General features: G+C 66.5%; 22 protein-coding genes. 9 read left to right on the forward strand and 13 right to left on the reverse strand.

The window, feature by feature from the left end:
- The first annotated feature begins 160 nt into the window (after positions 1-160).
- Both AAGI46_05610 and AAGI46_05615 read left to right on the forward strand, forming a co-directional pair.
- A complete protein-coding gene (locus AAGI46_05610; protein ID MEM1011682.1) occupies positions 161-640 on the forward strand; it encodes an acetolactate synthase in 480 nt (159 codons plus the stop codon).
- A 149-nt stretch (positions 641-789) separates the two neighbouring features.
- Positions 790-1,800 carry a hypothetical protein gene (locus tag AAGI46_05615; protein MEM1011683.1) on the forward strand — a complete coding sequence of 337 codons (1,011 nt, stop codon included), beginning with the start codon at positions 790-792 and terminating at the stop codon, positions 1,798-1,800.
- On the opposite strand, the gene metF is transcribed toward AAGI46_05615, so the two are convergent.
- Positions 1,763-2,653, reverse strand: a complete 891-nt coding sequence (gene metF / locus AAGI46_05620) for a methylenetetrahydrofolate reductase [NAD(P)H] (GenBank protein ID MEM1011684.1) — start codon at positions 2,651-2,653, stop codon at positions 1,763-1,765. The genes AAGI46_05615 and metF overlap by 38 nt on opposite strands.
- Before the next feature lie 91 nt (positions 2,654-2,744).
- On the opposite strand from metF, the gene nadA reads away from it, so the two are divergent.
- The 3 genes from nadA to AAGI46_05635 all read left to right on the forward strand — a co-directional run bounded on the left by nadA (position 2,745) and on the right by AAGI46_05635 (position 6,471).
- The gene (gene nadA / locus AAGI46_05625) at positions 2,745-3,905 is read left to right on the forward strand and encodes a quinolinate synthase NadA (protein MEM1011685.1); all 1,161 of its coding nucleotides are present in this window, start codon (positions 2,745-2,747) and stop codon (positions 3,903-3,905) included.
- A gap of 146 nt (positions 3,906-4,051) precedes the next feature.
- Positions 4,052-4,939 (forward strand): glycosyltransferase family 2 protein, encoded by an 888-nt coding sequence (locus tag AAGI46_05630; GenBank protein MEM1011686.1) that lies wholly within the window; start codon positions 4,052-4,054, stop codon positions 4,937-4,939.
- 26 nt (positions 4,940-4,965) lie between these two features.
- The gene (locus AAGI46_05635) at positions 4,966-6,471 is read left to right on the forward strand and encodes a hypothetical protein (protein ID MEM1011687.1); all 1,506 of its coding nucleotides are present in this window, start codon (positions 4,966-4,968) and stop codon (positions 6,469-6,471) included.
- A 126-nt stretch (positions 6,472-6,597) separates the two neighbouring features.
- On the opposite strand, the gene tyrS is transcribed toward AAGI46_05635, so the two are convergent.
- The 3 genes from tyrS to AAGI46_05650 form a co-directional block, all read right to left on the reverse strand.
- A complete protein-coding gene (gene tyrS / locus AAGI46_05640; protein MEM1011688.1) occupies positions 6,598-7,809 on the reverse strand; it encodes a tyrosine--tRNA ligase in 1,212 nt (403 codons plus the stop codon).
- 12 nt (positions 7,810-7,821) lie between these two features.
- The gene (locus tag AAGI46_05645; GenBank protein ID MEM1011689.1) at positions 7,822-8,949 is read right to left on the reverse strand and encodes a TRAM domain-containing protein; all 1,128 of its coding nucleotides are present in this window, start codon (positions 8,947-8,949) and stop codon (positions 7,822-7,824) included.
- 93 nt (positions 8,950-9,042) lie between these two features.
- Entirely contained in the window at positions 9,043-9,948 is a 906-nt protein-coding gene (locus tag AAGI46_05650; protein ID MEM1011690.1) for an undecaprenyl-diphosphate phosphatase, read from the reverse strand.
- A gap of 166 nt (positions 9,949-10,114) precedes the next feature.
- On the opposite strand from AAGI46_05650, the gene AAGI46_05655 reads away from it, so the two are divergent.
- Together AAGI46_05655 and AAGI46_05660 are read left to right on the forward strand one after the other, a co-directional pair.
- Positions 10,115-10,996: a phosphoribosylaminoimidazolesuccinocarboxamide synthase gene (locus AAGI46_05655; GenBank protein ID MEM1011691.1), complete on the forward strand. Its 882-nt coding sequence runs from the start codon at positions 10,115-10,117 to the stop codon at positions 10,994-10,996.
- A 9-nt stretch (positions 10,997-11,005) separates the two neighbouring features.
- Positions 11,006-11,431, forward strand: a complete 426-nt coding sequence (locus AAGI46_05660; protein MEM1011692.1) for a hypothetical protein — start codon at positions 11,006-11,008, stop codon at positions 11,429-11,431.
- A 64-nt stretch (positions 11,432-11,495) separates the two neighbouring features.
- Here the strand turns inward: AAGI46_05660 and rpmA are convergent, their stop codons facing one another.
- Positions 11,496-11,744, reverse strand: coding sequence for a 50S ribosomal protein L27 (gene rpmA / locus AAGI46_05665; protein MEM1011693.1), 249 nt, complete (start codon positions 11,742-11,744; stop codon positions 11,496-11,498).
- A gap of 68 nt (positions 11,745-11,812) precedes the next feature.
- Positions 11,813-12,493 carry a hypothetical protein gene (locus tag AAGI46_05670; GenBank protein ID MEM1011694.1) on the reverse strand — a complete coding sequence of 227 codons (681 nt, stop codon included), beginning with the start codon at positions 12,491-12,493 and terminating at the stop codon, positions 11,813-11,815.
- 272 nt (positions 12,494-12,765) lie between these two features.
- On the opposite strand from AAGI46_05670, the gene AAGI46_05675 reads away from it, so the two are divergent.
- Both AAGI46_05675 and dnaA read left to right on the forward strand, forming a co-directional pair.
- On the forward strand, positions 12,766-13,776 hold the full coding sequence (locus tag AAGI46_05675; GenBank protein MEM1011695.1) for a GNAT family N-acetyltransferase: 1,011 nt from the start codon (positions 12,766-12,768) through the stop codon (positions 13,774-13,776).
- Between the two features lie 734 nt (positions 13,777-14,510).
- Positions 14,511-16,055 carry a chromosomal replication initiator protein DnaA gene (dnaA, locus tag AAGI46_05680; protein MEM1011696.1) on the forward strand — a complete coding sequence of 515 codons (1,545 nt, stop codon included), beginning with the start codon at positions 14,511-14,513 and terminating at the stop codon, positions 16,053-16,055.
- 109 nt (positions 16,056-16,164) lie between these two features.
- Here dnaA and AAGI46_05685 read toward each other — a convergent pair whose 3' ends face one another.
- The 7 genes from AAGI46_05685 to AAGI46_05715 all read right to left on the reverse strand — a co-directional run.
- The gene (locus AAGI46_05685; GenBank protein ID MEM1011697.1) at positions 16,165-16,980 is read right to left on the reverse strand and encodes a sugar phosphate isomerase/epimerase family protein; all 816 of its coding nucleotides are present in this window, start codon (positions 16,978-16,980) and stop codon (positions 16,165-16,167) included.
- Positions 16,981-17,097: 117 nt separating this feature from the next.
- Positions 17,098-18,072: a dihydrodipicolinate reductase gene (locus AAGI46_05690; protein ID MEM1011698.1), complete on the reverse strand. Its 975-nt coding sequence runs from the start codon at positions 18,070-18,072 to the stop codon at positions 17,098-17,100.
- Between the two features lie 16 nt (positions 18,073-18,088).
- Positions 18,089-18,913, reverse strand: coding sequence for a carbohydrate ABC transporter permease (locus tag AAGI46_05695; protein MEM1011699.1), 825 nt, complete (start codon positions 18,911-18,913; stop codon positions 18,089-18,091).
- Positions 18,910-19,794 (reverse strand): sugar ABC transporter permease, encoded by an 885-nt coding sequence (locus AAGI46_05700; protein ID MEM1011700.1) that lies wholly within the window; start codon positions 19,792-19,794, stop codon positions 18,910-18,912. Before AAGI46_05700 ends, AAGI46_05695 begins: the two co-directional genes overlap by 4 nt.
- A complete protein-coding gene (locus AAGI46_05705) occupies positions 19,791-21,092 on the reverse strand; it encodes an extracellular solute-binding protein (protein ID MEM1011701.1) in 1,302 nt (433 codons plus the stop codon). The genes AAGI46_05700 and AAGI46_05705 overlap by 4 nt, the downstream gene beginning before the upstream one ends.
- A 44-nt stretch (positions 21,093-21,136) precedes the next feature.
- Positions 21,137-22,090: a prepilin-type N-terminal cleavage/methylation domain-containing protein gene (locus AAGI46_05710; GenBank protein ID MEM1011702.1), complete on the reverse strand. Its 954-nt coding sequence runs from the start codon at positions 22,088-22,090 to the stop codon at positions 21,137-21,139.
- Between the two features lie 126 nt (positions 22,091-22,216).
- Positions 22,217-23,202, reverse strand: a 986-nt coding sequence (locus AAGI46_05715) for a dockerin type I domain-containing protein (GenBank protein ID MEM1011703.1), incomplete at its 5' end; no start/stop codon positions are given.

The raw sequence follows: 23,202 nt of genomic DNA on the forward strand, positions 1-23,202 counted from the left end.
CCGCGCGGGGGTTGGTCTGTTCCTCCCCCCTGGCGCCCCCCCCCGCGCCCCCCCGGCCCCCCCCCCCGGGGCTACCGCTCCTGTCGGTGGGAAAGTGAAGAGCAACGTTCATCTGTTGCAACGGTGACGCGACGCTCGGTTTGCGTTAACCTTGCGGGCGATGCAGACGGCGGTGCCGCCCAAAACCGAGCATGGGTCCGGATACGAGCCGGCGAGCGTGCGTCAGTTCACCGTCTTCCTCGAAAATCGCGTCGGGAAGATGGCCCTGCTCCTCAACAAGTTCGAAGAGGCCGGCCTGCGGATCAACGCGTTCAGCATCGAGGAATCGACCGACATCTCGCTGATGCGGCTGATCGCCAGCGATCCGGAAGACGCCCGCAGGTGCTTGCGGGAGAACGACTTCAGCTTCAGTGAGACGCGTGTGCTGGCGGTGGAGATTCCCGAAGAGACACGCGTGCCGATGATCAACGTCGCCCAGGCGTTGCTGGCTGCGGAGGTGAACATCCACTACGCCTACCCGCTGCTCCGCAGCCACAAGGACCCAGCGATCGCGATCTACGTGGACGACATCATGTTCGCGCAGAGAATCTTGATGCGCAAGAACTTCCGCATCCTCGGCGAGACCGACCTGCGGAAGTAGCGGCGTCATCCGATCCGCACAATTTGCCCAGCTTCACGCGGTCGCTGCAGGTTCAGCGGGCATTGGTCCGATAGCTGTGGCAAGTGGCGTCTTGCGACACGGAGCCATCGTCGTCTGTTCGTCCCGGCACTGCGCGATCGCCAGGCTCGGTGCCGGGTGTGATCAACGTCCACGGACACCTGGTCGCGCTGCAGATCGATCATCCGGTGGTCGCCCGGCCTGCGGTGAGGCTCTTGCGTTCGATGGCGGACGAGGACGCTCCATTTCGCCCGACGATCTTCGGTGAGGTGCTCGACTACGACGCCGACGACGTCACCCGACGGCTGTCGGACGACGCTCGGCCTGTGCGTCCGGGCGAGTCGGCGTTCCATCCGCTGACAGAGCTCTTCCGCACGGATTCGGGCGATCGGTGGTACGTCGTGGACGAGCGATGGGGCATTGCCGAAGTCGACCTGATTCGTGGGACGTGGCGGTCGTTTGTGCTGCGGAACCCGAGCCTGGAGGCGGTCCGGCTGTTCGAGGCGGCGGTCTGGTGGCCGATGGCTCAGCTGCTCAGGAGCAAGGGCCTGCACTTGCTGCCAGCGTCGTCATTTGTCATCGGCAGACACGGCGATCGTCGCGGTGCCCTGCTGCTTGGGCCGACGGATGTCGTGCCGGAGGTCTCGGCCTGGGTGGCACGCGGGGCACGCATCATCAGCCAACGCTGGACCGCCCTTCGCCTGGAACGCGGCGGCGACACGTCGCTGCTGTCCATGCCCGGCATGACACCCGTTCGCGACGCGCACCGCCCGCTCATGCGCGGCGATGCCGATGACGCGGACTCGGCCTGGATCGACCTGTGCCCGCAACCCGCAGCGACGTGCCGGTGCGACACGATCCTGATCGCCGACGGCCCACGACGCAGGCGTGCGTCGATGATCCCGCTGTCGCCCAAGGAAGGGGAGATTCTGCTGCGTCAGCACTGGCCGATCCCGCATTTGGGGAACGTCACCAACGCCCTGCCGCAGCACTTGGCCCGGCTGTCGCCGATCCACCGCGTCCGGCTCGATCGCCGCGGTGAGGGATTTGCGCACCTCATGCTCGGCGAGCCGATGGGTCCGACGTCGCGTCAGCCGAACGCCGCTACGCCGCCTGCTTCGCCGCGGGCTCGGGCAGCGTGAGTTGTTTGACGATCTCGACGGTCGCGGTGCTCTTGTTGAGCGTGTAGAAGTGCAGGCCGTCCACACCGTGGAAGACCAGGTCCTGGCACTGTCGGGCCGCGTAGTCGACGCCCGCTTGTTCGACGGCGGCCGGGTCGTTTTCGAGGCGTTCGAGCGTCGTCAGCAGCGGGTGCGGAATCTTCGCGCCGCACATCGTCACGAACCGCTTGATCTGGTCGAGCTTCTGGATCGGCATGATGCCCGCGACGATCGGCACGTCGATGCCCATGCGCCGGCACTCGTCGCGGAAACGCAAAAAGTCCGCGTTGTCGAAGAAGAGCTGCGTCACGATCGCGTCGGCCCCGGCATCGACCTTGGCTTTGAGGTATTCGAGGTCACGCGTCCGGTTCAGGCACTGCGGGTGGCCTTCGGGGAAGCCGGCGACGGCCGTGAAGAAGTCGTGCCGGCCGCGGACGTACTCGACGAGATCGCCGGCGAACTCGAAGCCACCCTCGGTCTTGGTCCACGCCCCGCCACCACCGGGCGGGTCGCCGCGCAGGGCCAGGACGTTGGGCACGTCGCTGTTCCAGAGCTGGTCGAGGATCTCGCCGATCTCGTCGGCCGTGTGTCCGACGCACGTCAGGTGGGCCATGACGTCGAGCCCGGTCTCTCGGCGAATGCGGGCGGCGAGGTCGAGGGTCTTCTCGCGCGTCGATCCGCCGGCGCCGTAGGTGACGTCGACGAAGGACGGATTCAACGGCTTAAGGGCCGCGATGGTCTCGAAGAGCTTGTCGAAGCCCGCGTCGGTCTTGGGCGGGAAGAACTCAAAACTCACCGCCGGCCTGCCGGTGTTGAAGTGCCGCTGAATGCTCACGAGCAAACTCTACCACAATCACTCCATCCGTCCAGCCGGATGAACGGCTGATTTGATCGCACGAATCGGGCGTTGCGGGCGTACATTGGCTATGAGCCTTTCGTGGCAACAACCGCTGCCGGCGATTTATCGCGAGTTGTCCGATCCGGAGCTGCGGTTCCGCATCGAGGCGGCCAAGGAGCAGCTTGGGAGTGAGCTGGTCGTCCTGGGCCATCACTACCAGCAGGACGACGTCATCGACTTCGCCGACAAGCAAGGCGACTCGTTCGAGCTGTCTCGTTTCGCGGCCGACCTGGAGGGCGTGAAGTACGTCGTCTTCTGCGGCGTGCACTTCATGGCCGAGACGGCGGACATCCTCACGGACCCGTCGGTCCGCGTGATCCTGCCCGACCTCGGTGCCGGCTGCAGCATGGCCGACATGGCGGACCTCGATCAGACGGAAGAGGCGTGGGAGCAACTGACGGAGGTCTTCGACGGGCCGCCGCCGGTGGTGCCGGTGACGTACATGAACTCGTCGGCCGACATCAAGGCGTTCGTCGGCCGGCACGGCGGCGCGGTGTGCACGTCTTCGAACGCGAGGACCGTCCTCGACTGGGCTCTCGCTCAACGGCCGGATGCGAAGGTCTTGTTCTTCCCCGACCAACACCTCGGCCGGAACACTGCCGCGGCGATGGGCTTCGACCCGGACAGCGACATGGTCGTCTGGGACCCGCGCAAGGACCTCGGCGGTAACAGCGAAGACGACCTGAAGCGGGCGAGGTTCCTGCTGTGGAAGGGCCACTGCTCCGTTCACGCGCTGTTTCGGCCGGAGCACGTGGATCAGGCGCGGGAGAAGTTCCCGGACGTCAAGATACTTGTCCACCCCGAGTGCAAGAAGGAAGTCGTCGACAAGGCCGACATGGCCGGCAGCACGGCGTACATCGTCGAGCAGGTCCGCAACGCCGAGCCCGGCACTGTCTGGGCGATCGGCACCGAGGTCCACCTCGTCGACCGGCTTCGCCAGCAGCATCCGGAGCAGACGATCTTCGTGCTCAGCGAGTGCCAGTGCCTCTGCACGACAATGACGCGGATCGACCTGCCGCACCTTTGCTACGTGCTGGAAGAACTCGCTGCAGGCAACGTCGTCAACGAGATCACCGTCGACTCCGAGACGCGGAAGCACGCGACGGTCGCGCTCGACCGGATGCTCGCGCTCAAGGGGACAGGGAATCCGATCGGGAAGGACCAACCCGAAGCTGCGACGATCGACTGACGCTCCACGCTAAGCAAAGTGCTCTCGCAATCAGCGTCTGCGTTTTCGCGCCGGTCCACACGACCGGTCCCTCGCGACCATCACCTTGTTGCGAGGACCACCTCACGCGTTGACGACATTTCGATGAGCGCCGTAGGGTTCGGATCGTGCCGCACGCTGTATCCGATGCCGACGACCCGCGACTGTTGATCGCGATCCCGGTCCACAACGAGATCGACCACGCGACCAAGCTGCTGCCGCGGCTGGTCGACGAGGTGCCGCACGACGTGCTCTTCGTCGACGACGCCTCCACCGACGGCACGACCGAGCTCCTCGAAGCGGCTGCCGAACGGGGCGACGTGCATCACGTCCGTCACGAGGCCAATCGCGGCTATGGCGGGGCGCTCGTCACCGCGTTCGAGTGGGCTGACGCTCGCGGCTATGAGTGGGTCGTCACGATGGATTGCGACGAGCAGCACGACCCGGCCAACCTGCCGGCCTTCCTCGACGCCATCCGCGACGACGACAGCGACCTCATCAGCGGCACGCGCTACGCCCCGGAGTCGGCCGGCGGCGATCTGCCCCCGGCCGAGCGTCGGCTGGTCAACATGATCCTCACCGGCACCATCAACGACCTGTTCGGCTGGTCGCTCTCCGACACGTTCTGCGGCTTCAAGGCGCACCGCGTCGGGCCGACGATGGCGCTGGAGTTGGACGAGTTCGGCTACGCCTTCCCGATGCAGCTCTGGCCGCGTGTGTTCGATCGCGGGCTGCGGGTGCGTGAGATTCCGGTGCGTCGGATCTACAACGATCTCGACCGCTCGTTCGGGCACGACGTCCGGGCGGGCGATCTCGATGATGCGGCCGTTCGACTCGGGCACTACCTCGACGTGCTGCGTCACGAGCTGTGCAGTCTCGGCCTGCCGGAACTTCGCGACGCCCTGCCTGCCGCGGCCGACGAGGCGATCGAGCTGTTGCACAATCGGTCGACGCCGCAGCTTCGCGAGGCGCTTCGGCAGGGCATCAGCGACGCCGCCATCGTGCCCTGTCCGTGAGTCGTTTGGCCGCTGGGAGTTTTTGCTTGTCCACCGCGGCCGACGCAACTTCAACCCTCGCCGACTGGGCCGCCCCGAAGGCTGATGGCGAGGTGCTGGTCTGGCCGGATCGACAGACGCTGCCCGACGTCGCACTCGACAACAAACAACGGCTCGACGCCTCCGACGCGACATTCCTCGGTCGACCGCTCGGCGAGCACCGTCGCGACATGCGGCAGTTCCTCGGCCTGTCTGACGACGTCGGACCGGTCGTCATGACCGGCCACCAGTGCGAGCTGCTGCACCCGGGCGTCTGGGTCAAGAACGCGGTCATTCACGCCGTGGCCGAGGCGTGCGAGGGCGTTGCGTGGCACGTCGCGGTCGACACGGATGGGCCGAAGCACCTGACGCTCAAGTGGCCCGGCTACAAGCAGAAGCTTTCCGACGACCCGCGGCTGTACGGCGTCGCGTGGACCGGCCGACTCGACCCGCCGACCCCGGCCCACATCGACCAGCTCGAGGCCGACGCCGACCAAGCCCAACGCGATGGTCTGGTCTCACCGCACTTGGCGGAGTGGATTGCGGACCTGCGTCGTTACCTGATCGACCAGCGCGACTCGCCCTCGCCGTTGACCTTGCCGGGCGTGATGACGAACGCGAACCATCGGCTCGACTGGTCGCTTGGCCTGCGGTACTCGACGACGCTCGCCAGCGGCCTGTGCGAGTCGCCGACGTGGGTGGCGCTCGTGCTCCACCTTGCGACGAACGCAGCCAGCTTCGCCGACAGCTACAACGCCGCGCTCGCTGAGAACCGGAAGCTCGCGGGCATCTCCGATCCGGATCGGCCGATGCCGGACCTCGACGTCGACGGCGACGAGATCGAGCTGCCCTACTGGCTCGACGACCTGGCGACGGGCGGTCGCTCGCGGGCCCGTGTCGACGTCGGCGGCGATCGGCCGAGGCTGATCGTCGGCGACGACCGTGTCGAGCTGCCGGAGGAGCCGATGCCGATGCTCATGCTGCTTCGGCGTCTCGGTCTTCGGCTCGGGCCAAGGGCGTTGTCGCTGACGATGTTCCTGCGGCTGTTCGCCAGCGACCTATTCGTCCACGGCATCGGCGGCGGGCACTATGACCAGGTCCTCGACGCCATCCTCCGCGACCACCTCGGCTTGGAGCCGCCGACGTTTGCGGTGGCGAGTGCGACGCTCTTCCACCCCGAGGCCGGCACGCGCGAGCGCGTCTGCCTGAACTGCCTCGACCAGCGCGGCCATCGGCTGCGTCACGACGTGCTGGGCGACGAGAAGCAGACGTGGCTGGCGAAGATCGGGGCGACGCGGGACGGACTTGAGCGTCGCCGGCTATTCGATGCGATGCACGACTTGCGACATCAGCGGCTTGCGACTGACGATCGCTACGCCGCATGGCGACGCGATCGCGACGAGGCGGAAGGAAAGCAAGAGCGCGACGCGGCGTACTTCGATCGCGAGCTGTTCTACGGACTTCAGCCGACGAGTCGGCTGGCGGGGTTGTTGGAGCAGGTGCGCAGCGCTTGAAACGGTTTTGAGCGGCGGACGAAGCTGCATCTGGTGCCACTGCATCGTTGCAGTGGTCCGTCCCGACCACTGCATTGATGCTGTGGCACCGGACCAGGATCTGCCAGACACGAAATGCACCGCGATCTAGGTCGCAGCGAGGCGGACGAACTTGCGTTTGCCGGCTTGGAGGACGCCCGAGGCGTCGATGGGCGCGCGGGGGTCCGTGAGCTTGTCGCCGTCGAGCTTCACGCCGCCCTGTTTGACCAGGCGGTTGGCTTCGCTGTTGCTTTTGCAGAAGCCGACGTCGACCAGCAGCTTGGCCAGCATGTGCGGACCCGGACCAACGACCTTAGTCTCGACGTCATCGGGAATCCCGCCGTGGGTGGCGGTCATGAACGCCTGTTCTGCCGCGTCGGCTGCGGTGTCGTCGTGGAACTCGCTGATGATCAGCTTGGCCAGGCGCACCTTCGCGTCGCGTGGGCTGTCCTGGATTTGGTGCGTGTACTCCTGCTCCGGCACGTCGGTCAGCAGCCTGAAGTAGTCGGCCATGACGGCATCCGGCAGGCTCATCACCTTGCCGAACATCCCGCCGTCGCCACCGGCGGGATCGGTGACGGCGATGTAGTTGCCCTTGGACTTGCTCATCTTCATCGAGCCGTCCGTGCCGACCAGGAGCGGCGTGACGATGACGCACTGCCCGGCCGGCGGACTCTGGCCTTCGGCCTGCTGGAACTCGCGTCCGACCAGGTTGTTGAAGAGCTGGTCGCTCCCGCCCATCTCCACGTCGGCCTGGACCGCCAGCGAGTCGTAGCCCTGCAGCAGCGGGTAGAGAAACTCGTGCAGCCCGATCTCCTGCTTGGCGGCGTAGCGCTTCTGGAAGTCGTCGCGATCCAGCACCTGGGCGACGGTCTTCCGGGCAGCGAGCTTGATGAGCTGGACGAGGTCGAGCTTGCCGAGCCACTCGCCGTTGCGGCGGACTTCGAGGTGCTCGTCACCCGTCAGGAGCACCTTGCCGATCTGCTGGACGTAGGTCTCGGCGTTGCGGTCGATCTCTTCGCCTGTGAGCATCGGTCGCGTGCTGTTGACGCCCGTCGGGTCGCCCACGCGTGCGGTGTAGTCGCCGATGATGAGGACGGCCTTGTGGCCCCACTCCTGGAACTGCCGAATGACTTTCAGCGGGACGCAGTGCCCGAGCGTGACGTCGGGCGCGGTCGGGTCCATGCCTAGCTTGATGCGCAGCGGCCGACCGCTGGAGAGCTTGGATCGCAGGTCGCCTTCGGTCAGGATTCGGTCGCAGCGTCGGCCCAGCAGTTTGAGCTGCGTTTCGATGTCCGGTGCGTCCGCTTGGTCTGACATGGAACCGGCAGCCTATGAGCCGACCGACGCGACGGGCTGCTCATCGGATGAACGCTTGCGACGACGCTTGTGGCCGGCATCGTCGGCACGCTTGGCGAAGATCATCCGACCGGCCGAGGTCTGGGTGGCGTTGGTGACGATGGCGGTGACGTCGTCGCCCACGTCGTCAGCGGCGTGTTCGACGACGACCATCGTGCCGTCCGGCAAGTGACCCACGCCCTGACCGGCGACGTTGCCGCGACGCGTGATGTGCAGGCTCAGCTCGTCACCCGGCACGGCCGGCATGCGGACGGCCTCGGTCAGGTCGTTCAGGTTCAGCAACGACACGCCTGCCAATCGGGCGACTTTGCCCAGGTTGGCGTCGACCGAAAGCACGCGGCCTTCAAGTTGCCGGGCCAGGTCGATGACGTGGCCGTCAACGTCTTCCTCGGCTGGTTGGGTGCGGTCGGAGCGGTCGTCGAAGATGCGGACGTCGATCGCCTTGTCCCGCTGCATCTCGGCCAGCCGATCCAGGCCGTCGCGGGCGCGTTCGGCCTTGGCACGATCGGGGTGGTCGCTGATGAGCTGCAGCTCGCCCACCACCGACTGCGGCACGACGAGCCGGCCGTCGATGAAGCCGCTGGTGACGACGCCCGGCAGCCGCGTGTCCATGAGCGCGCTGGTGTCGACGACGATCGGCTTGGTCCCGCGTGTGTCGCGTCGGAACTCGACGTACGGAATGATGAAGCGGACGTCGTCCTTGGTCTGAAGGACGAAGCTGATCGAGAAGTAGCAGGCGATCGTGCCGACGAGCAGGTTGAGAAAGCTGGTGACGGCCGCGTTCTGGGAGCTGCCGAGGCCGCCCGGGTCGAAGACGTTGTCGACGAGGAGCTTGACGCCGAACGAGAGTGCGTAGCTGACGGTGAGCCCGACGAGGATGCCGAACGCCACGCCGCTGAAGACGGCGAGCTTGCGGCGGCCCGAGACGATGTCCAGGACGACCATGAGCACGCCCAGCGAAAGGCTGAAGGCCATCGCGAGCCACGAGGAGCTGCTGACGGAGCCGAGCTCGCCCAGATCGCGCGGATCGGTCGTGACGAACGAAAAGCCGACCGCTGCCATCAGCAGGACGAACAGGCCTCTCAGAACGTTGATCGCCATCGCGGTTCTCCCAAAACCCGCTCCGCGGTCGTTTGCGTCCCTCGGCACACCACCGCCGACGGGGCGAGCGTCACGCGACGACGCCTGCCGACGTCATGGTACGACAGGTCCAGCCTCCGCGCCCTGCTGGAACGCGAAGACGTACACCAGAATCGCGACCCCGATGACGATCCTGTAGATCGCAAACGGCACAAACCCACGCTTCTTCACCCACGCCATGAACCACGCGATGACGGCCCAGGCGACGAAGAAGCTCACCACGAAGCCCGTCGCCAGGACGCCCCAGTCGGTACCAGTGAGCGAGCGGTTGAGGGCACCCGGCTCGCCGGGATCGGCCGTGAGGGTCTGAAGCAGGTCCAGCGCGAAGGCGCCGGTCATGGTCGGAATCGCAAGGAAGAAGCTGAACTCCAGTGCCGTCGACCGCGACATGCCCGAGATCTGTCCGCCGGCAATGGTCGACATGCTCCGGCTGGCCCCGGGAAAGACGGCCGCGACGACCTGGCTCAGCCCGACGATGACGGCCTGAATCGGTCCGACCTCGGCGACGTCCTTGGTCTTGCCGGTCTCTCCGAAGCGGACGTCGATGACCCACATCACCACGCCGCCCACCAGAAGCGCGATGCCCATGACCATCAGCGACTCGAGGTTGCCCTTGATGGTGTCCAGCAGCCCCGCCAGGATGACGACGCTGGTCGTCGCGAACGCGAGCAGCACGAGCGAGACCGGATGCGTGAAGATCGTCTTGTCGCCCGACGCCCCTTTCGGGAACGACAGCAAAAACTGCCGGATGCGGTCCCGGAAATAGACCACGACCGCCAGGATCGCCCCGAGTTGGATGACGACGTCGTACATCTTCCAGTACGGGTCCTCTAGGCTCACGCCCACCAACGGCTTGGCAATGCGGAGGTGGGCGGTGCTGCTGACGGGCAGGAACTCGGTAAGTCCCTCGATGACGCCGAACAGAACGCTCAGCAGATACCACTTGACGTCGGGCTCCACGCCACTGGTATCGGTCCATCGGACGCCCGACGCAAGTCTGACGGTCTGCGGATGGCTTCGACAGTCAGGTAGCTGCGAGGCTGCGTTCTAGCAGTCGAGGCTCGACGTGTGTTCGACTGCGGGGACGCAGCCCCGCAGCTACCTCGGGCCTCGTAGCGTCGTCCGGATGACGCACAACGCGATCTTCGAGACCGACCTGCCCTTTCCGATGACGCGGGGCAAGGTCCGCGACGTTTACGACCTCGAAGCCGTGCTGCCGGGGCACGTGTTGCTGGTGGCGACGGATCGCGTCAGTGCATTCGACGTCGTGATGCCCACGCCGATTCCCGGCAAGGGGACGTTGCTGACGGAGATCGCCCTCTTCTGGTTCCGGCACTTCGACGACGTGCGGAACCACCTGTCGGACCAAGCCTGGCCGGCGGAGTTGGAGCCGTTCTCGGACGTGCTCGACGGACGCAGCATGCTGGTCCGGCGGGTCGACGTCGTGCCCTTCGAGTGCGTGGTCCGCGGCTACCTGGCCGGCTCGGGGTGGAAGGACTACCAGGCGACGGGCCGGATCGGCGGGATCGAGCTTCCGACGGGCCTCGTCGACGGCGACCGCCTGCCAGAGCCGATTTTCACGCCCGCCACCAAAGCCACCACCGGCCACGACGAGAACGTCACTTTCGACCAGATGGCCGACGCGATCGGTGGCGAGCTCGCCTCGACGCTGCGGGATCGCACGCTCGACCTCTACCGCCGAGCCTCCGACCACGCGGGCGATCGCGGCATCCTTCTCGCCGACACCAAGCTCGAGTTCGGCCTCAACACCGACGGCCAGATCGTTCTGGCCGACGAGATCTTCACGCCCGATTCCTCGCGATACTGGCCGGCCGACACGTGGCAGCCCGGCGGGCCGCAGCAGTCGTTCGACAAGCAATTCGTTCGCGACCATCTCGCCAGCCTCGACTGGGACAAGACGCCGCCTGGCCCGGCCTTACCGGACGACGTCATTGCGGGCACCGTCGCTCGCTACCAGCACGCTCGCGACGTTCTGACCCGGCCGTAAACTCCACGCGTGCGTGCCCCACTGCTCTTCCTCACCTGTCTCGGCACGACCGTGACCGTCGTCGGCTGCGGCGGCACGGCCGTGGTGCCGGAGCCGGAGGTCGAGCCGTTCCGCGGCTACTTCCTGTCGATGCGGACCGAGGGCGACTTCGTCTTCGAGACCTTCGAGGCCAAGCAGGCGTTCGACTCCGGCCGAGCCGAACCACCCTTTGACGTCTTCATCAGCCGGACCGGCCAGCGTGTGTTCGTGACCGCCGAATCGGACAAGGTGCCGGCACTGGTCGCCGCACCGGGCGAGCCGCTGCTCCGGGCGACGATGGTCGAACGAATCGTTCGCGGCTTCGAGCTGCAGCGGAGCACGGAGCTCTTCCGACTGCAAGACCCAACGGCGATGGGCATCGCCATCGACGATCCGGCGACGCAGCCGGACGAGTGACAACGCAAACAAAAACTGCGGACCACAGGCCCGCAGCGACGTTCTGACTCAATCGATCGCCCGCCTAGGCGGTGGCGGATTCGCGAATGTGGATCTTGCGGCCCTGGAACTCGACGTTGCCGGGCTTGAGGGCGAAGATCGTGTCGTCCTTGCCGAGGCCGGTGTTGAAGCCGGGCTTGAAGCGGGTGCCCCGCTGGCGGACGATGATGCTTCCGGCGGTGACGAACTCCCCGCCGTAGGCCTTGATGCCGAGGTACTGGGCGTTGCTGTCGCGGCCGTTCTTACTGGAGCCTTGGCCCTTTTTGTGTGCCATGTGGGAGTCGCTTCCTCAAAAAATGCGGGGCCGAGACAGTAGACGCGGACGCCGGGTCGTCAAGCGTCTCACCGCATGACCCACTCGTCGACTTCCTGCTTGATCGAGTCGGGCCCGGTGTCGATGCCGTCGCCCAGGACGCGGAAGCCCAGCCGCTTGGTCTTGCGGACCAGCAGCGTCTCGCCGTCGTCGCCGACCATCGGCGTGCCGTCGCTGGACTCGATGGTCTCGACGTCGCCGCTCAGGCCCGCGACGAAAATCTGGAACGTGCCCATGTCCCGCAGCGGCTCACGCCAGATGGCGACGCTGCTGCGTGCGCGGTCCTCGCCGATCAGAAGCCGGCCGAAGACCTCCTGCGGCGCGACCAGCGGCAGGCCGGGCGTTCGACGGCGAATTGCCTCGAAGACGCCCATCGGAATGTTGTCGTTGGCGGCAAGCACCTCGCCGGTCCGCGTCACCAGGACGATGTCCGGCAGGAAGGTCCGTTCCTGTTCGGTGTCGTTGGTGACCGTGTACGCCAGGTACCAATAAGCCTCGGTCTCGCCGTTGGGAGCCCTCAGGACGACCCGTTGCGGCTGGCGGTAGTCGAGGTCGAACTCCCATGCCTTGGGCGCAAAGCCCGGCTGCGGGTAGTCCGCCGAGGCCGACGGCACGGCCACGAAACCGCCAAAACCGACGCAAAACGCGGCCAGGAGCGTCAGAGCCCGGGCACGGCGGGCAAAGCGAATCGAGGAGCAGACACAGGACATTGCCGCCATCGTAACGACCTCGCACGTCCGTCGCCTCCCTGACCACATCAATGTCGGCCCAATCGCGCTGTCGAGGTTCAGTTGCACCCGACGCAGGTCGATGCGAGTGGCGGACGCATTGTCCTTGACCAAAGCCGTCGCCGTACCCCGTGATCGTCTCTACGCCCAGTTCGCCACTCGCTAGCACCCTCGCCGGGTGCCACGTGGATCGGCTGCGTCGGCTTCGGGCTGCGTCGGCTCCGGTGCTTGGCGACGTAGAGTTGACCAGTGCCGTGCCACTGAAAGACTTCCTGCTGCCCACGGCCACGCGCCGTTCCCAACGCGCTCATCGTCCCCAGGGCCGACTGATCGTCGCCACGACGCTCCGTGAATTCGTCAAGCCGCTGGCCCAGGTCGTGCCCGATGGCGCCGGTCGCGGACGATCGGCCGTGCGGGACTTCATTCGCTACACCGAGCAGCGCGGCGGCCGGGTCGTCGGGACAGCCAGCATCGTCGCGGCCGGTTCGAACGCGACCAAGCCCCTCTTCGTCGCCGCTGCCGTCATCCTCCCCGGCGAGACGGCGACGATCCTGATGTCGAGCGACCTCCCCGCGACCGCCTCGCCGCGCCGTGACGCCTCCGATGCCGTCGACGCGGCGGTCGGCCTGGTTCGAGGCACAGGCGTGAAGCTGGCTCAGATCCTGCTGCCAAGCGAAGCACTGGACCTTCGGTCGATGCTCACGACCAACAACGGCTTCGCTCACGTGGCCGACCTCGGGTATCTGCACAAGCACGTCGACCGCAAGCCCAAGCCGCGTCCCTTGCCCGAGGGCGTCACGCTCGTGGGCTACACCGAAAAGACGCGGCCGCTGTTTCGTCAGGCACTCGAAGACAGCTACCAAGGCAGCCTCGACTGCACCGCGCTCAACGGCGTGCGGAGCATGGATGCGGTGCTTGACGGGCACGAGGCTTCCGGCGTGCCGATCCGCGACGGCTGGCAGGTCGCCGTTGTCAAAGACGAGCAAGGCCAGAACCGGCCGGTCGGCGTGATGTTGCTGGCCGGTCTCGGCCGCGACGGTCGCGACGGCGTCGAGCTGGTTTATCTTGGTATTTCGCCAGAGTTCCGCGGAAAAAGCTTGTCCGACGCGATGCTCGATCGCGCCGACGTGCGTGCGGCCGGCACGCGTCAGCGTTCGCTCGCCTTGGCCGTCGACACGACCAACGAGCCCGGCCTGCGTTTGTACCAGCGTCGCCAAAGTGTCGAAATTGCCCGAAGAACGGCGATGTTCAAGGTGTTTTCGTAGCGGCGTGAAGCGCTGTTCGTGACCTCCACGAGTTGCCAACAGCTGACGACAGGTGGATGCGTTGTTGATTGCGCTGTGAGCAAATTCGTTAACCGCGCGCAAACACTTGTCCGACACATCGTGCCGACCCGGACAACTCGTTCGGCAAAATGGCAGAGGCGCGAATGCCCTTGCCGACAATATTGAGTCGCCTTAGTCTCGCTCGACCCGCCGCCGAAAAACGGTGGCAACTCCAAGGATTTCTGGCCACTTTTGCAGCGACGTCGATGCGATGCACGCGCGAAGATCAGGCCGGGGCATGATGCCCCAACCACATTGGTCGCGCGGCACTCTCGTGCCCGTCGCGACCGGGAACTGCCCTGCCACTCGGACTCGGTGATCAGACCTTGGCCGATGGCGTGACAGCTCTGTGTGGCAACGTTGGCACAACACGACGGACGCATCGCCGGGTGTCTGGACCGGGCGAATGTGAGCACGAACTCTTCGGATCGTGCCGGGTGTCCTGTCGGCTGATGCCGCGGCAAACCCTTGCGAACGGCCCTGCGTCTGTGGGTGCGCGTTCGGCACGTCGACGCACGATGCGTCGGCCGGCGAGTCGGAAGTGATCAGCTCCGACTCGGTTGACAAAAGAGGGCCCTTGCCGGACAAATCGAACTGCCCCCTGCGGGCGCTGCTCCTGTGCCAAGGCAACGATGCCGACGGCGTGGATGTGCATCGCCCGGAACGGATTCCCTATGCCCCGCGCTGTCTGCGACGCGACTGGCCTCGATCCTGCTCTCCGACAAGACGCTCCCTCCAACGAACGCGAACTGCTGGCGGTCATCGCCGCCGGCATCGAACGACGTGTTGGCAGGCAGCGATTCGCCGTCTGGTTCGTTAAAAGTGCCCGCTTATCCCTCGGCCAGCCGGGCGAGGGTGACGTGCTCGTCGTCGTCGTCGCCAATGACTTCGTCGCCGACTGGATTCGCCGTAACTTCGACGGCGACATCACCGCCGCTGCGGCCGAGGCGATGAACGCCACGCCGAGCGTTCGCTACGAGGTCGACACGTCCGCCTTCGAGGGCGAGGGCACGGACGACCTCTTTGCGATGACGTCGACGCTCGCCGAGCCTGCCGCCGAAGAGCCGGCCAAGCCGCAGCAGTCGGTCTTGCCGATTCCGCCCGTCACGTCGGCCGAGTCCGCCGGGCCCGTGTCGAGCAACGTGGAAGGTGCCGGCAGTCGGCTGCGTCACGATCTGGACGACTTCCTGATCGGCACCGGCAACAAGCTCGCCGCCGAGTGTTGCCGAGCTGTCGCGGAAACGCCCGGCACGTCGTACAACCCGCTCTTCATCCACGGCAGCGTCGGCCTCGGCAAGACGCACTTGCTCCAAGGGCTCTGCCGTCGTTACGCCAAGCTGCACCCGACCTCCCGCTGGGCCTACTTCACGGCCGAGGAGTTCACCAACGGCTTCGTCTCGGCCGTCAAGGGTAATCGGGTCGACGCGTTCCGCCGGAAGCTGCGCGACGTCGACCTGCTCGTCATCGACGACGTCCACTTCCTGGCCGGCAAACGCGCGACGCAGGAGGAGTTCCTGCACACATTCAACGCCATCGAAGCCGCCGGCCGGCACGTGGTGATGGCGAGCGACGCGCATCCGAAGACGATCGCCAGCTTCGGCGAGAGCCTCATCAGCCGATTCGTCAGCGGCATGGTCGCCCGCATCGACCCGCCGAGCCGCGAGATGCGCGAGCAACTCCTCCGAGAGCTGGCCCGCCGACGCGGCCTGAAGCTCGGCGACGAGGTGATCGGCTGGATCGCCCGTCGCGTCACGCAGAACGTCCGCGAGCTTGAGGGTGCCGTCAACCGCATCGCCGCTCACGTGGAGCTTGCCGATCGGAAGCCGGACGTGGCATTGGCTCAGGAGATTCTGTTCGACCTCGATCGTCAGATGAACCAGCCGATCCGGGCGGAGCAGATCTTCGCCGCCTCGTGCGACCTGTTCGGGCTCGACCGGCGCGAACTCATGAGCGGCAGCCGCCAGCGAACGATCAGCGTCGCCCGCAGCCTGGCGATGTTCCTGACCCGCAAGCTGACGAGCCTGAGCTACCCCGAGATCGCCAGCCGCATGGGCAAGCGGAACCACTCCACCGTCATCAGCGCCTGCCGCCGCATGGAGACGGCGATCAAAAAGGACGAGCCGCTGTCCTGGTCGACCAGCACCGGCGAACGCACCGAGCCAGCGTCGGAGCTGGCCCAACGCCTCGAAGACCTCGCCCGCGTGAGCGACCCGGAGTGACGAGCCCGTCGTCATCCTGAGCGAGCGCAGCGAGTCGAAGGACCTCGCCTGTGCCTTGTCACACGAACCAGACGAGGTCCCTCGGCTGCGCTCGGGATGACGGACGGGTTCAATCGCTGATGAACGCGACGCCCATGCGGACGTCGCCGACGCGATTGTCGCCGGCTTCGCGTTCGACGACGCAATCGCCGCGGTAGCCGGCATCGTCGAGCAGCTTCACGAACGCCGGCCAGTCGACCGCCCCGTCGCCGACGGGGACTTCGGTGCCCCATTCGACGCCCGGCTGGTCGCTGGGCGTTGCGTCTTTGAGGTGGACTTGCTTGACGTGCGGCAGCAGCTTGGCCAGCGCGTCGATCGGGTCGCCGCAGCCGTAGAGGACCATGTTGGCTGGGTCGAAGTTGACGCCGATGTTGTCGAGCCTCGAGAGCAGTCCGACGAGCGCGTCGGCGGGTTCCTGGCCTGTCTCGAGCGCGACCTCGCAGCCGGCCTTGCCGAAGATGTCCGCGACGTCGAGCAGTCGGCCGAGGACCTTCGTGTAGATCGGGTCATTCGTGTCATGCGGCACGAAGCCGGCGTGGAAGGTGACGAGCTTCAAACCCATCTGCCCTGCCACGTCGGCCGCGGCGAGCATCGCGTCGCGTGTGTCAGGCCACGTCTCGTCCGGCACGACGCCGCCGGTTCTGGTGATGGCGGCGATGGAGGAGTAGTCCTCGCCGACGCACTCGACCATGCCACTGACGACCTCGATGCCGGCGTCCGTGAGTTTCGCCGGCGTGTCCGCCCAAGCGTCGCCGCCCGATGACAACGGGTTGAGGTGCAGCTGCACGCGCGACAGGCCGGTCTGGCGAACCTTGTCGATCAAGTCATCGGCCGACGTCGGCTGCAGCGACCAGGAACAGACGGCGAGGCGGTCGGGAGCGATCATTTCAAAGGGTAGAAACGCACTCCGTCATCCTGAGCGAGCGCAGCGAGTCGAAGGACCTCGCCTGTGCTGCGGAGGCAAAATCAAACGAGGCCCCTCGGCTGCGCTCGGGATGACGGATCAGGCAGAAGAGCGTGCCGCGGGTTGGCGGCCCAGGTCGAGCATGGTGCGGATGCCGGGGTTGATGTGCGGCAGGACGCGGGCGGCATTGACGAGGGCCGCGACGGTCGCCGAGTCGCCGGGTGTGCCGCCGTCGAGTTTCATGCGGAGGGGGACCGGGCCGTCGAGTTCGACGGCGTCGTGCGGGTCGTCCCAGCCGACGCTCATGATGAGGTCGAGCTCGACGTCGAGGCCGTCGCCACGCCACCGCCCGACGTTGTGGATGCCGGCCACCTGACCCGGAGCGATCTCGCCGAGCGCCGACGGCGTGGCGGCCTTGGCGACGACAGGCTCGAGGGTCTCCTCGACACTGCCGGCTTCGACAGTTCGGCCCAGGCCGCTCGCGACGAGCGCGACCGACTCGGCCATGCCGCGATGACCGATGGTGCCCGCCCGTCGTCGCTCGTCGAAGGCTTCGACGGTCATCGTCGCGCCGACCTTTGCCTGCAGCGGCTTGCGACGCGTGCCCGCATCGACACGACGCCGCGCCCGCACGGCCGAGACTTCGAGCACCATCGAGCTGAGCACGACCGGCAGCGTGTCGAGCACGAAGCCGGGGTTGACGCCCGTGCCGAGGAACGCGACGCCGGCTTCGGTCGCGACGGCATCAAGTTCCTTCGCCAGGTCCGCGTGCCGGTACGTCGGCCAAAGCATCTCTTCGCAGGAGCTGACGACGTGCGTCTTCTGCCCGGCGGCGGCGCGGAGCAGCGGCTCCATCTTGTCAAAGTCGCTGGTCGTGCAGACGATCGCGACGTCGGCCGCCTGCAGGGTCTCGGTCACCTTCGGCCAGCCGTCGACGGGCGAGCTGCCGACGAGATCGGGCGAGACGTCGACGAGACCGGCGAGCGTCATCTGCGGATCAGCGACGACGGCCTTGGCGGCAGCGAGACCAATGGGGCCGAGGCCGACGACGGAAACTTGGAGCGGGTTGGGCATGTGGGTTCGGTTGGGTTCAGCCTTTGACGGCACCGGCGAGGATGCCGCGCGTCAGCCAGCGTTGCATGAGAAGGTAGACGATCACCATCGGCACCAGCGCCATCAGGCTGGCGGCGTAGGCGTAGCGGATTTCGGTCGAAAAGACGGACAACAGCCGGTTGATCGCAACCGGCAGCGTCAGATTCGACTCGCGCTGCAGCACGATCAACGGCCAGAGCAGATTGCTCCACGCGGCGATAATGCTGAAGACCGCCAGCGTCGCCAACGTCGGCCTGGCAAGCGGAAGCATGACGTGCCACCAAACGCGGAGGCTGTCGGCCCCGTCGATGCGAGCGGCTTCTTCGAGTGCTGCCGGCACGCCGAGGAAGGCCTGGCGGCAGAGGTAGATGCCGAACGCCGTCACGCTGAACGGCAGGAAGACGGCGAGCAGCGTGTCGTACAGGCCGAGGTCGCTGATCGTCACGAACAGCGGCACAACGATCACCTGTTCGGGCACCATGAGCGTCGCGAGGACGATCAGGAAGAGCGTGTTCCGACCGCGGAAATTCATCCGAGCCAGCGGATAAGCGGCGAGCGCAGCGAGCCCCACGTTGAGGATTGTCTGACACGCGGTGACGATCACGCTGTTGACCAGCGGCCGCCACAACCCGCCGACCTCCGCGGCACCGACGAAGTTCTCGCCGGTCCACTCGCTGATCGGTGCGACCTCCGACGTCCCCGTCCCGCCCGGCTGAATCGCGACGATCAGCAACCACAACGCCGGCCCCACCGCCAGCACGACCAGTGCCGTCGCGAGCGCGTAGTACGCCGCCTTCAACCACGTCGGCCGCTCGTTGGTCAATCTTCCTCCTTGCCGAGGCGAAGGTTGACCACGCTGAACGCCAGCAGCACGACGAACAGGCAGACGCCGATCGCACACGCCGCCCCGAAGCTCCCGCCGTCGAAGGCGGTGTCGTAGATCAGCGGCACCACCGTCTTGCTCTCCGTCGGCGCACCCCGCGCGACGACCCACAGCTCATCGAAGACCTTGAGCGCGCCGATCGAGCTGATGATGAGCACCAGCACCAACACCGGCCGAAGGCTCGGCAGCGTGACGTGTCGGAAAACGCCCCACCGCCCCGCCCCGTCGATGCCGGCTGCCTCTTCGAGTTCGCGCGGCACGCTCATCAGGCCAGCGAGGAAAATCATCATGTAGTAGCCGAAGCCCTTCCAGAGCGTGACGACCATCGCCGTCAGCAAGACCCATGGCCAGCCGGTAAGCCACGGCACTGGGCCGAGTCCGATCGAGCCGAGCCAGCCGTTGATCAGGCCGTCCTCCTCACGGAAGAGCACGCGCCACGCCACCGCCGCGACGATCGTCGGCGTGACGACCGGCAGGAAGAGCAACGCCCGCAACCACGGCCCCGTGCCACGCAGGCCGCTGTGCACCGTCATCGCCGCCGCCAGCGAGACGACCATGATCGCCGGCGTCACGACGAGGTAGATCATGCTGTTGCCCAGCGTCCACCAGAACCGCTCGCCGCCCAGCACGCGCCGGTAGTTTTCCAGGCCGACCCACTCCGCTCGCGACATCAAACTGCCGTCGCCGAAGAGGTCGACGCGTGTGAGCGACAGGTATGCGACCTGCACGAACGCGAAGATGACGAAGACGCCCAGGATCAGCAGCGCCGGCAGCAGAAACGCGTACGGCGTCCACGGCTCGTGCGGGCGAAGCTTGCTCATCGCCATGGCATCCCCGCCGCGTCGGCACGAAGGATGCGGTCCCACTCGACCTCGACGTCACGCAACGTCGGTTCGACCTCGGCATTGTCGATCAGGATCGAGCGCATGCCGTCGTCGAAGACGCGGCGGAGATCGGGCCACGTGGCCGTCGGGGCGGCGAAGGAGCGGGCGGAGGCGAGCTGTTCGACGCTGAGCGACGTCGCCTTCTCCTGAAGATCGCCGGTGCGGTTGAAGGCGGGATCGGAAAGGCTCGCGATCGTGCTCGGCACGCGGCCGGCCTCGATGGCGAGTTCGGTCTGCCACTCGGGCGACGTGACGTGCCACGCGAGTTTGGCGGCGAGTTCCGCGTTTTTCGTCTGTCGGCCGACGGCGACGTGCGTGACCGCGACGCCCGGTACGCCGAGCTTGCCGACGATGCTCGGGGCGACGACGAGTTTGTCGTAGACGCGCTCGCTCTTGTTGCGGATGCGGTGGAGCGCGTTGGCATTGATGAGGGCGACGGTCTCGCCGGCCATGCCGTTGACCATCGCCTCGTAGCCGCCGGTGGACGTATCGCGCGGCAGCCGGCCGTCGCGGAAGGCGTCCACAAAGAGCGTGACGAAGTCGACAGCTTCGGGCGTGGTGAGGGCCGCGTGGTAGCCGCCGTCGGCATGAGGCCGGACGATCTCGATACCGTCGGCGAGCATCATCGGCGGCAGATCGCTGCGGTCGCCCAGCGGCAACGACAGCAGGTAGCTGCCGGTCATTTCCTTGAACGGCCCGGCCTGTTCGAGCAGCGTCAGCCAGTCGCCGCCAACCGTCTCGGGCGACAACCCGCCGGCCGCGAGCAACTCGGCGTTCATCACGCGGATCGTCGTCGACAGGTACCACGGCAACCCGACCAGCCGGCCGTCGATGCGGTTGGCCGCGAGCGGCCCGGCGACGAACTGCGACGTCGGATCGCCCGGCAACTTGTCATCGATCGGCAGCAGCGCATCAAGCCCGGCGAACTGGGCAAAGTGCTGGTCGCTGAAGTTGATCACGTCCGGCAGCGTCCCCGCCGCCCCGGCCGCGAAGGCCTTGCGCCGCATCGCATCGGCCGCGACGTCGGTCCAACGGACCCGGACGCCGGGATTGGCCTCCTCGAAGGCGGCGACGAGTCGTGTGACGTAGTCGTCGAACCGCGGCCGAAGGGCCCAGGTCCAGAAGTCGAGGACGGTGTCGCTGCCACTTCGGCGGTTGCAGGCGAGCGTGGAGCCACAGAGTGCGGCGACGGCAGACAGCAACGCCGTCCGACGCGTGATGACGTCGGACGGCACGGGTGGCCGTGAAGATGGGACTGTGGGCGAAGTCAACGCCCGGCCTACCGGCTGGCTTCGAATTCGATCAGGCGGTCGTCAAGCGGCGACCACTTGGCCTTGCCGGTGCTGATCCACGTGTCGGGGTCGCTCTCGTCGCCGACGGTGGTCAGTGCGCGACTGGTGAGGAGTTCGACGTGCCCGTCAGCGAAAGCGAAGTTGGCGGTTCCGTTGCGGAACTGAGGCTGGTCGGGCTCTGGAACGTCGCGGCCGTGACGGGAGAAATCGATGTCGCTGGCCATCCGTGGATAGCCAAGGGCGTTGGGGAACGGTGCGACTTGAACCTCAATGAACTTTGCTGCGGGCGTCACGCCGTGCGGTCCGCCAATGACGGGCCGAGAGTAGGTGCCGTCGGCATCTTGTGTGATTTGCCAGGCTTCGCCGAAGAGGATCATGCTCGTCGCATCACTGACCGTGGCGTTCCACTGTTCGCCGCGTGGAAGGCCGGTCGAGGCCGTCGGGACGCGGACAAGGCTATCCAAGAATCCAGGGTCTATGCCGAAGTTGCCGTTGATGTCTGGGCCGATCGCACCGGCGTGCAGGTCGCTGCTGGCGAAGGCATTCATGGCGTAGGACCGAAGCGCTTCGGACTCGTCCGAAGGGCACTGGAAGACCCCTCCGAGGAGATTCTCAGTGCCCGCCGCAAGATCATCCTTCGGCAGGTACAACCCGATCCGCTCGGCGCTCAGCCACTCCAACCGACGCACCCCGGCGAGCGGATTCCCAGGCACGAGCGCGACGTCGTAAAAGTTCGGGGAGTATCGCGAATTGAAGTCGATCGAGTAGTTCGTCATCGACTGTGCGAGCTGACGCATGTTGCTCGCGCACTTGACGTTGTTGGCCGACTGGCGTGCGCGGCTGAGCGTCGGCAGCAGGATGCCGACGAGCAGCGCGATAATGCCGATGACGACCAGCAGCTCGACGAGCGTGAAGCCGCGGTGTTGGGAAGCGGGAGTCATGTCGTGGTCCTCCAGGGGATAAATGATCGAGGTGGACTCGTTTCTCCCGATGAAACGCACGTTTCGCTGGGTTGGCAGCGAAGGTGCAGATGCTGAGGCCTCGCCCAGGACGAGCGAGTGCCAGACTCAGCGGCGGCGACGCAGGAGCGCCAGTCCGCCGAGGCCGGCCAGGGCCAGCGTGGTCGGCTCCGGGACGACCGTGACGTACCACGCGTCGAGCGCCGCGATGTCGCTGCCGCTGGTGGCACCGAAGTTGGCACGCAGGATGCCAAAGTCGGCCAGGTCGACGTTGCCGTCGCCGTTGAAGTCGCCCATCTCGAAGGTCGACATGCTGGTCCCGAAGTTGGCTCGGAGGATGCCGAAGTCGGCCAGGTCGACGGTGCCGTCGCCGTTGGCGTCGCCGGGCAGCTGGCTTTCGATGTTGAAGAGGCTGTCCAGGTCGTAGGCGAGGCGTGGCTCGTCGTAGAAGAAGTTGCGGCCCCAGCCGTTGGTCAGCACGTTGAGGCGGTCCATGTCGCCGGGCGTGTTGAGGGCGAAGGTGTCGAAGCTGCCCGTCGACGCGGCCGTCGAGGTCAGACCTGCCTCGCTGGAGGGATCCGTCGGGTTGACCCAGAAGGTGACCTCGTCTTCAGCGGCGGTGGGCGTGACTTTGAGGACAACGAGGCTGGTCGCATTGGCGACGCCGGGGGCGAGATCGAAGTCGGCCAGGTCGCCCGACGAATCGCGTGCGCGGACGATGAGGTCGAAGCCGTCGTCGTCGCCGGTGCTGTCGCCGCGGTAGCCGACCTGCAGGCCGAAGACGTTGGCGCTGCCGGGGACGTTGGCAAAGGCCTGTGAGTCGAAGAAGTTGGTGAAGCCGATGGTGGCGTAGCCGAAGTTGACCGACGTCTGGAAGCTTCCACCGGGGTTGACCAGGAAGCTCATGAAATAGTCTTCGCCGTTGGCGACGGGCGTGTACGTGTCAATCGGCCGGAAGCCGCGACGGAAGGCGGCGGCACCGCCGGCGGCGAGGTATCGGCCCTTGCCGCCCTGTGCGTAGGTGTCGGTGACGGGGGCGAGTGCCAGCGTGTCGTCACTCCCCTGAAGGTTGGCGGTCCCGACGGTCCATGCGC

The organism is Planctomycetota bacterium (assembly GCA_038746835.1).
Classification (GTDB): Bacteria; Planctomycetota; Phycisphaerae; order Tepidisphaerales; family Tepidisphaeraceae; genus JBCDKH01.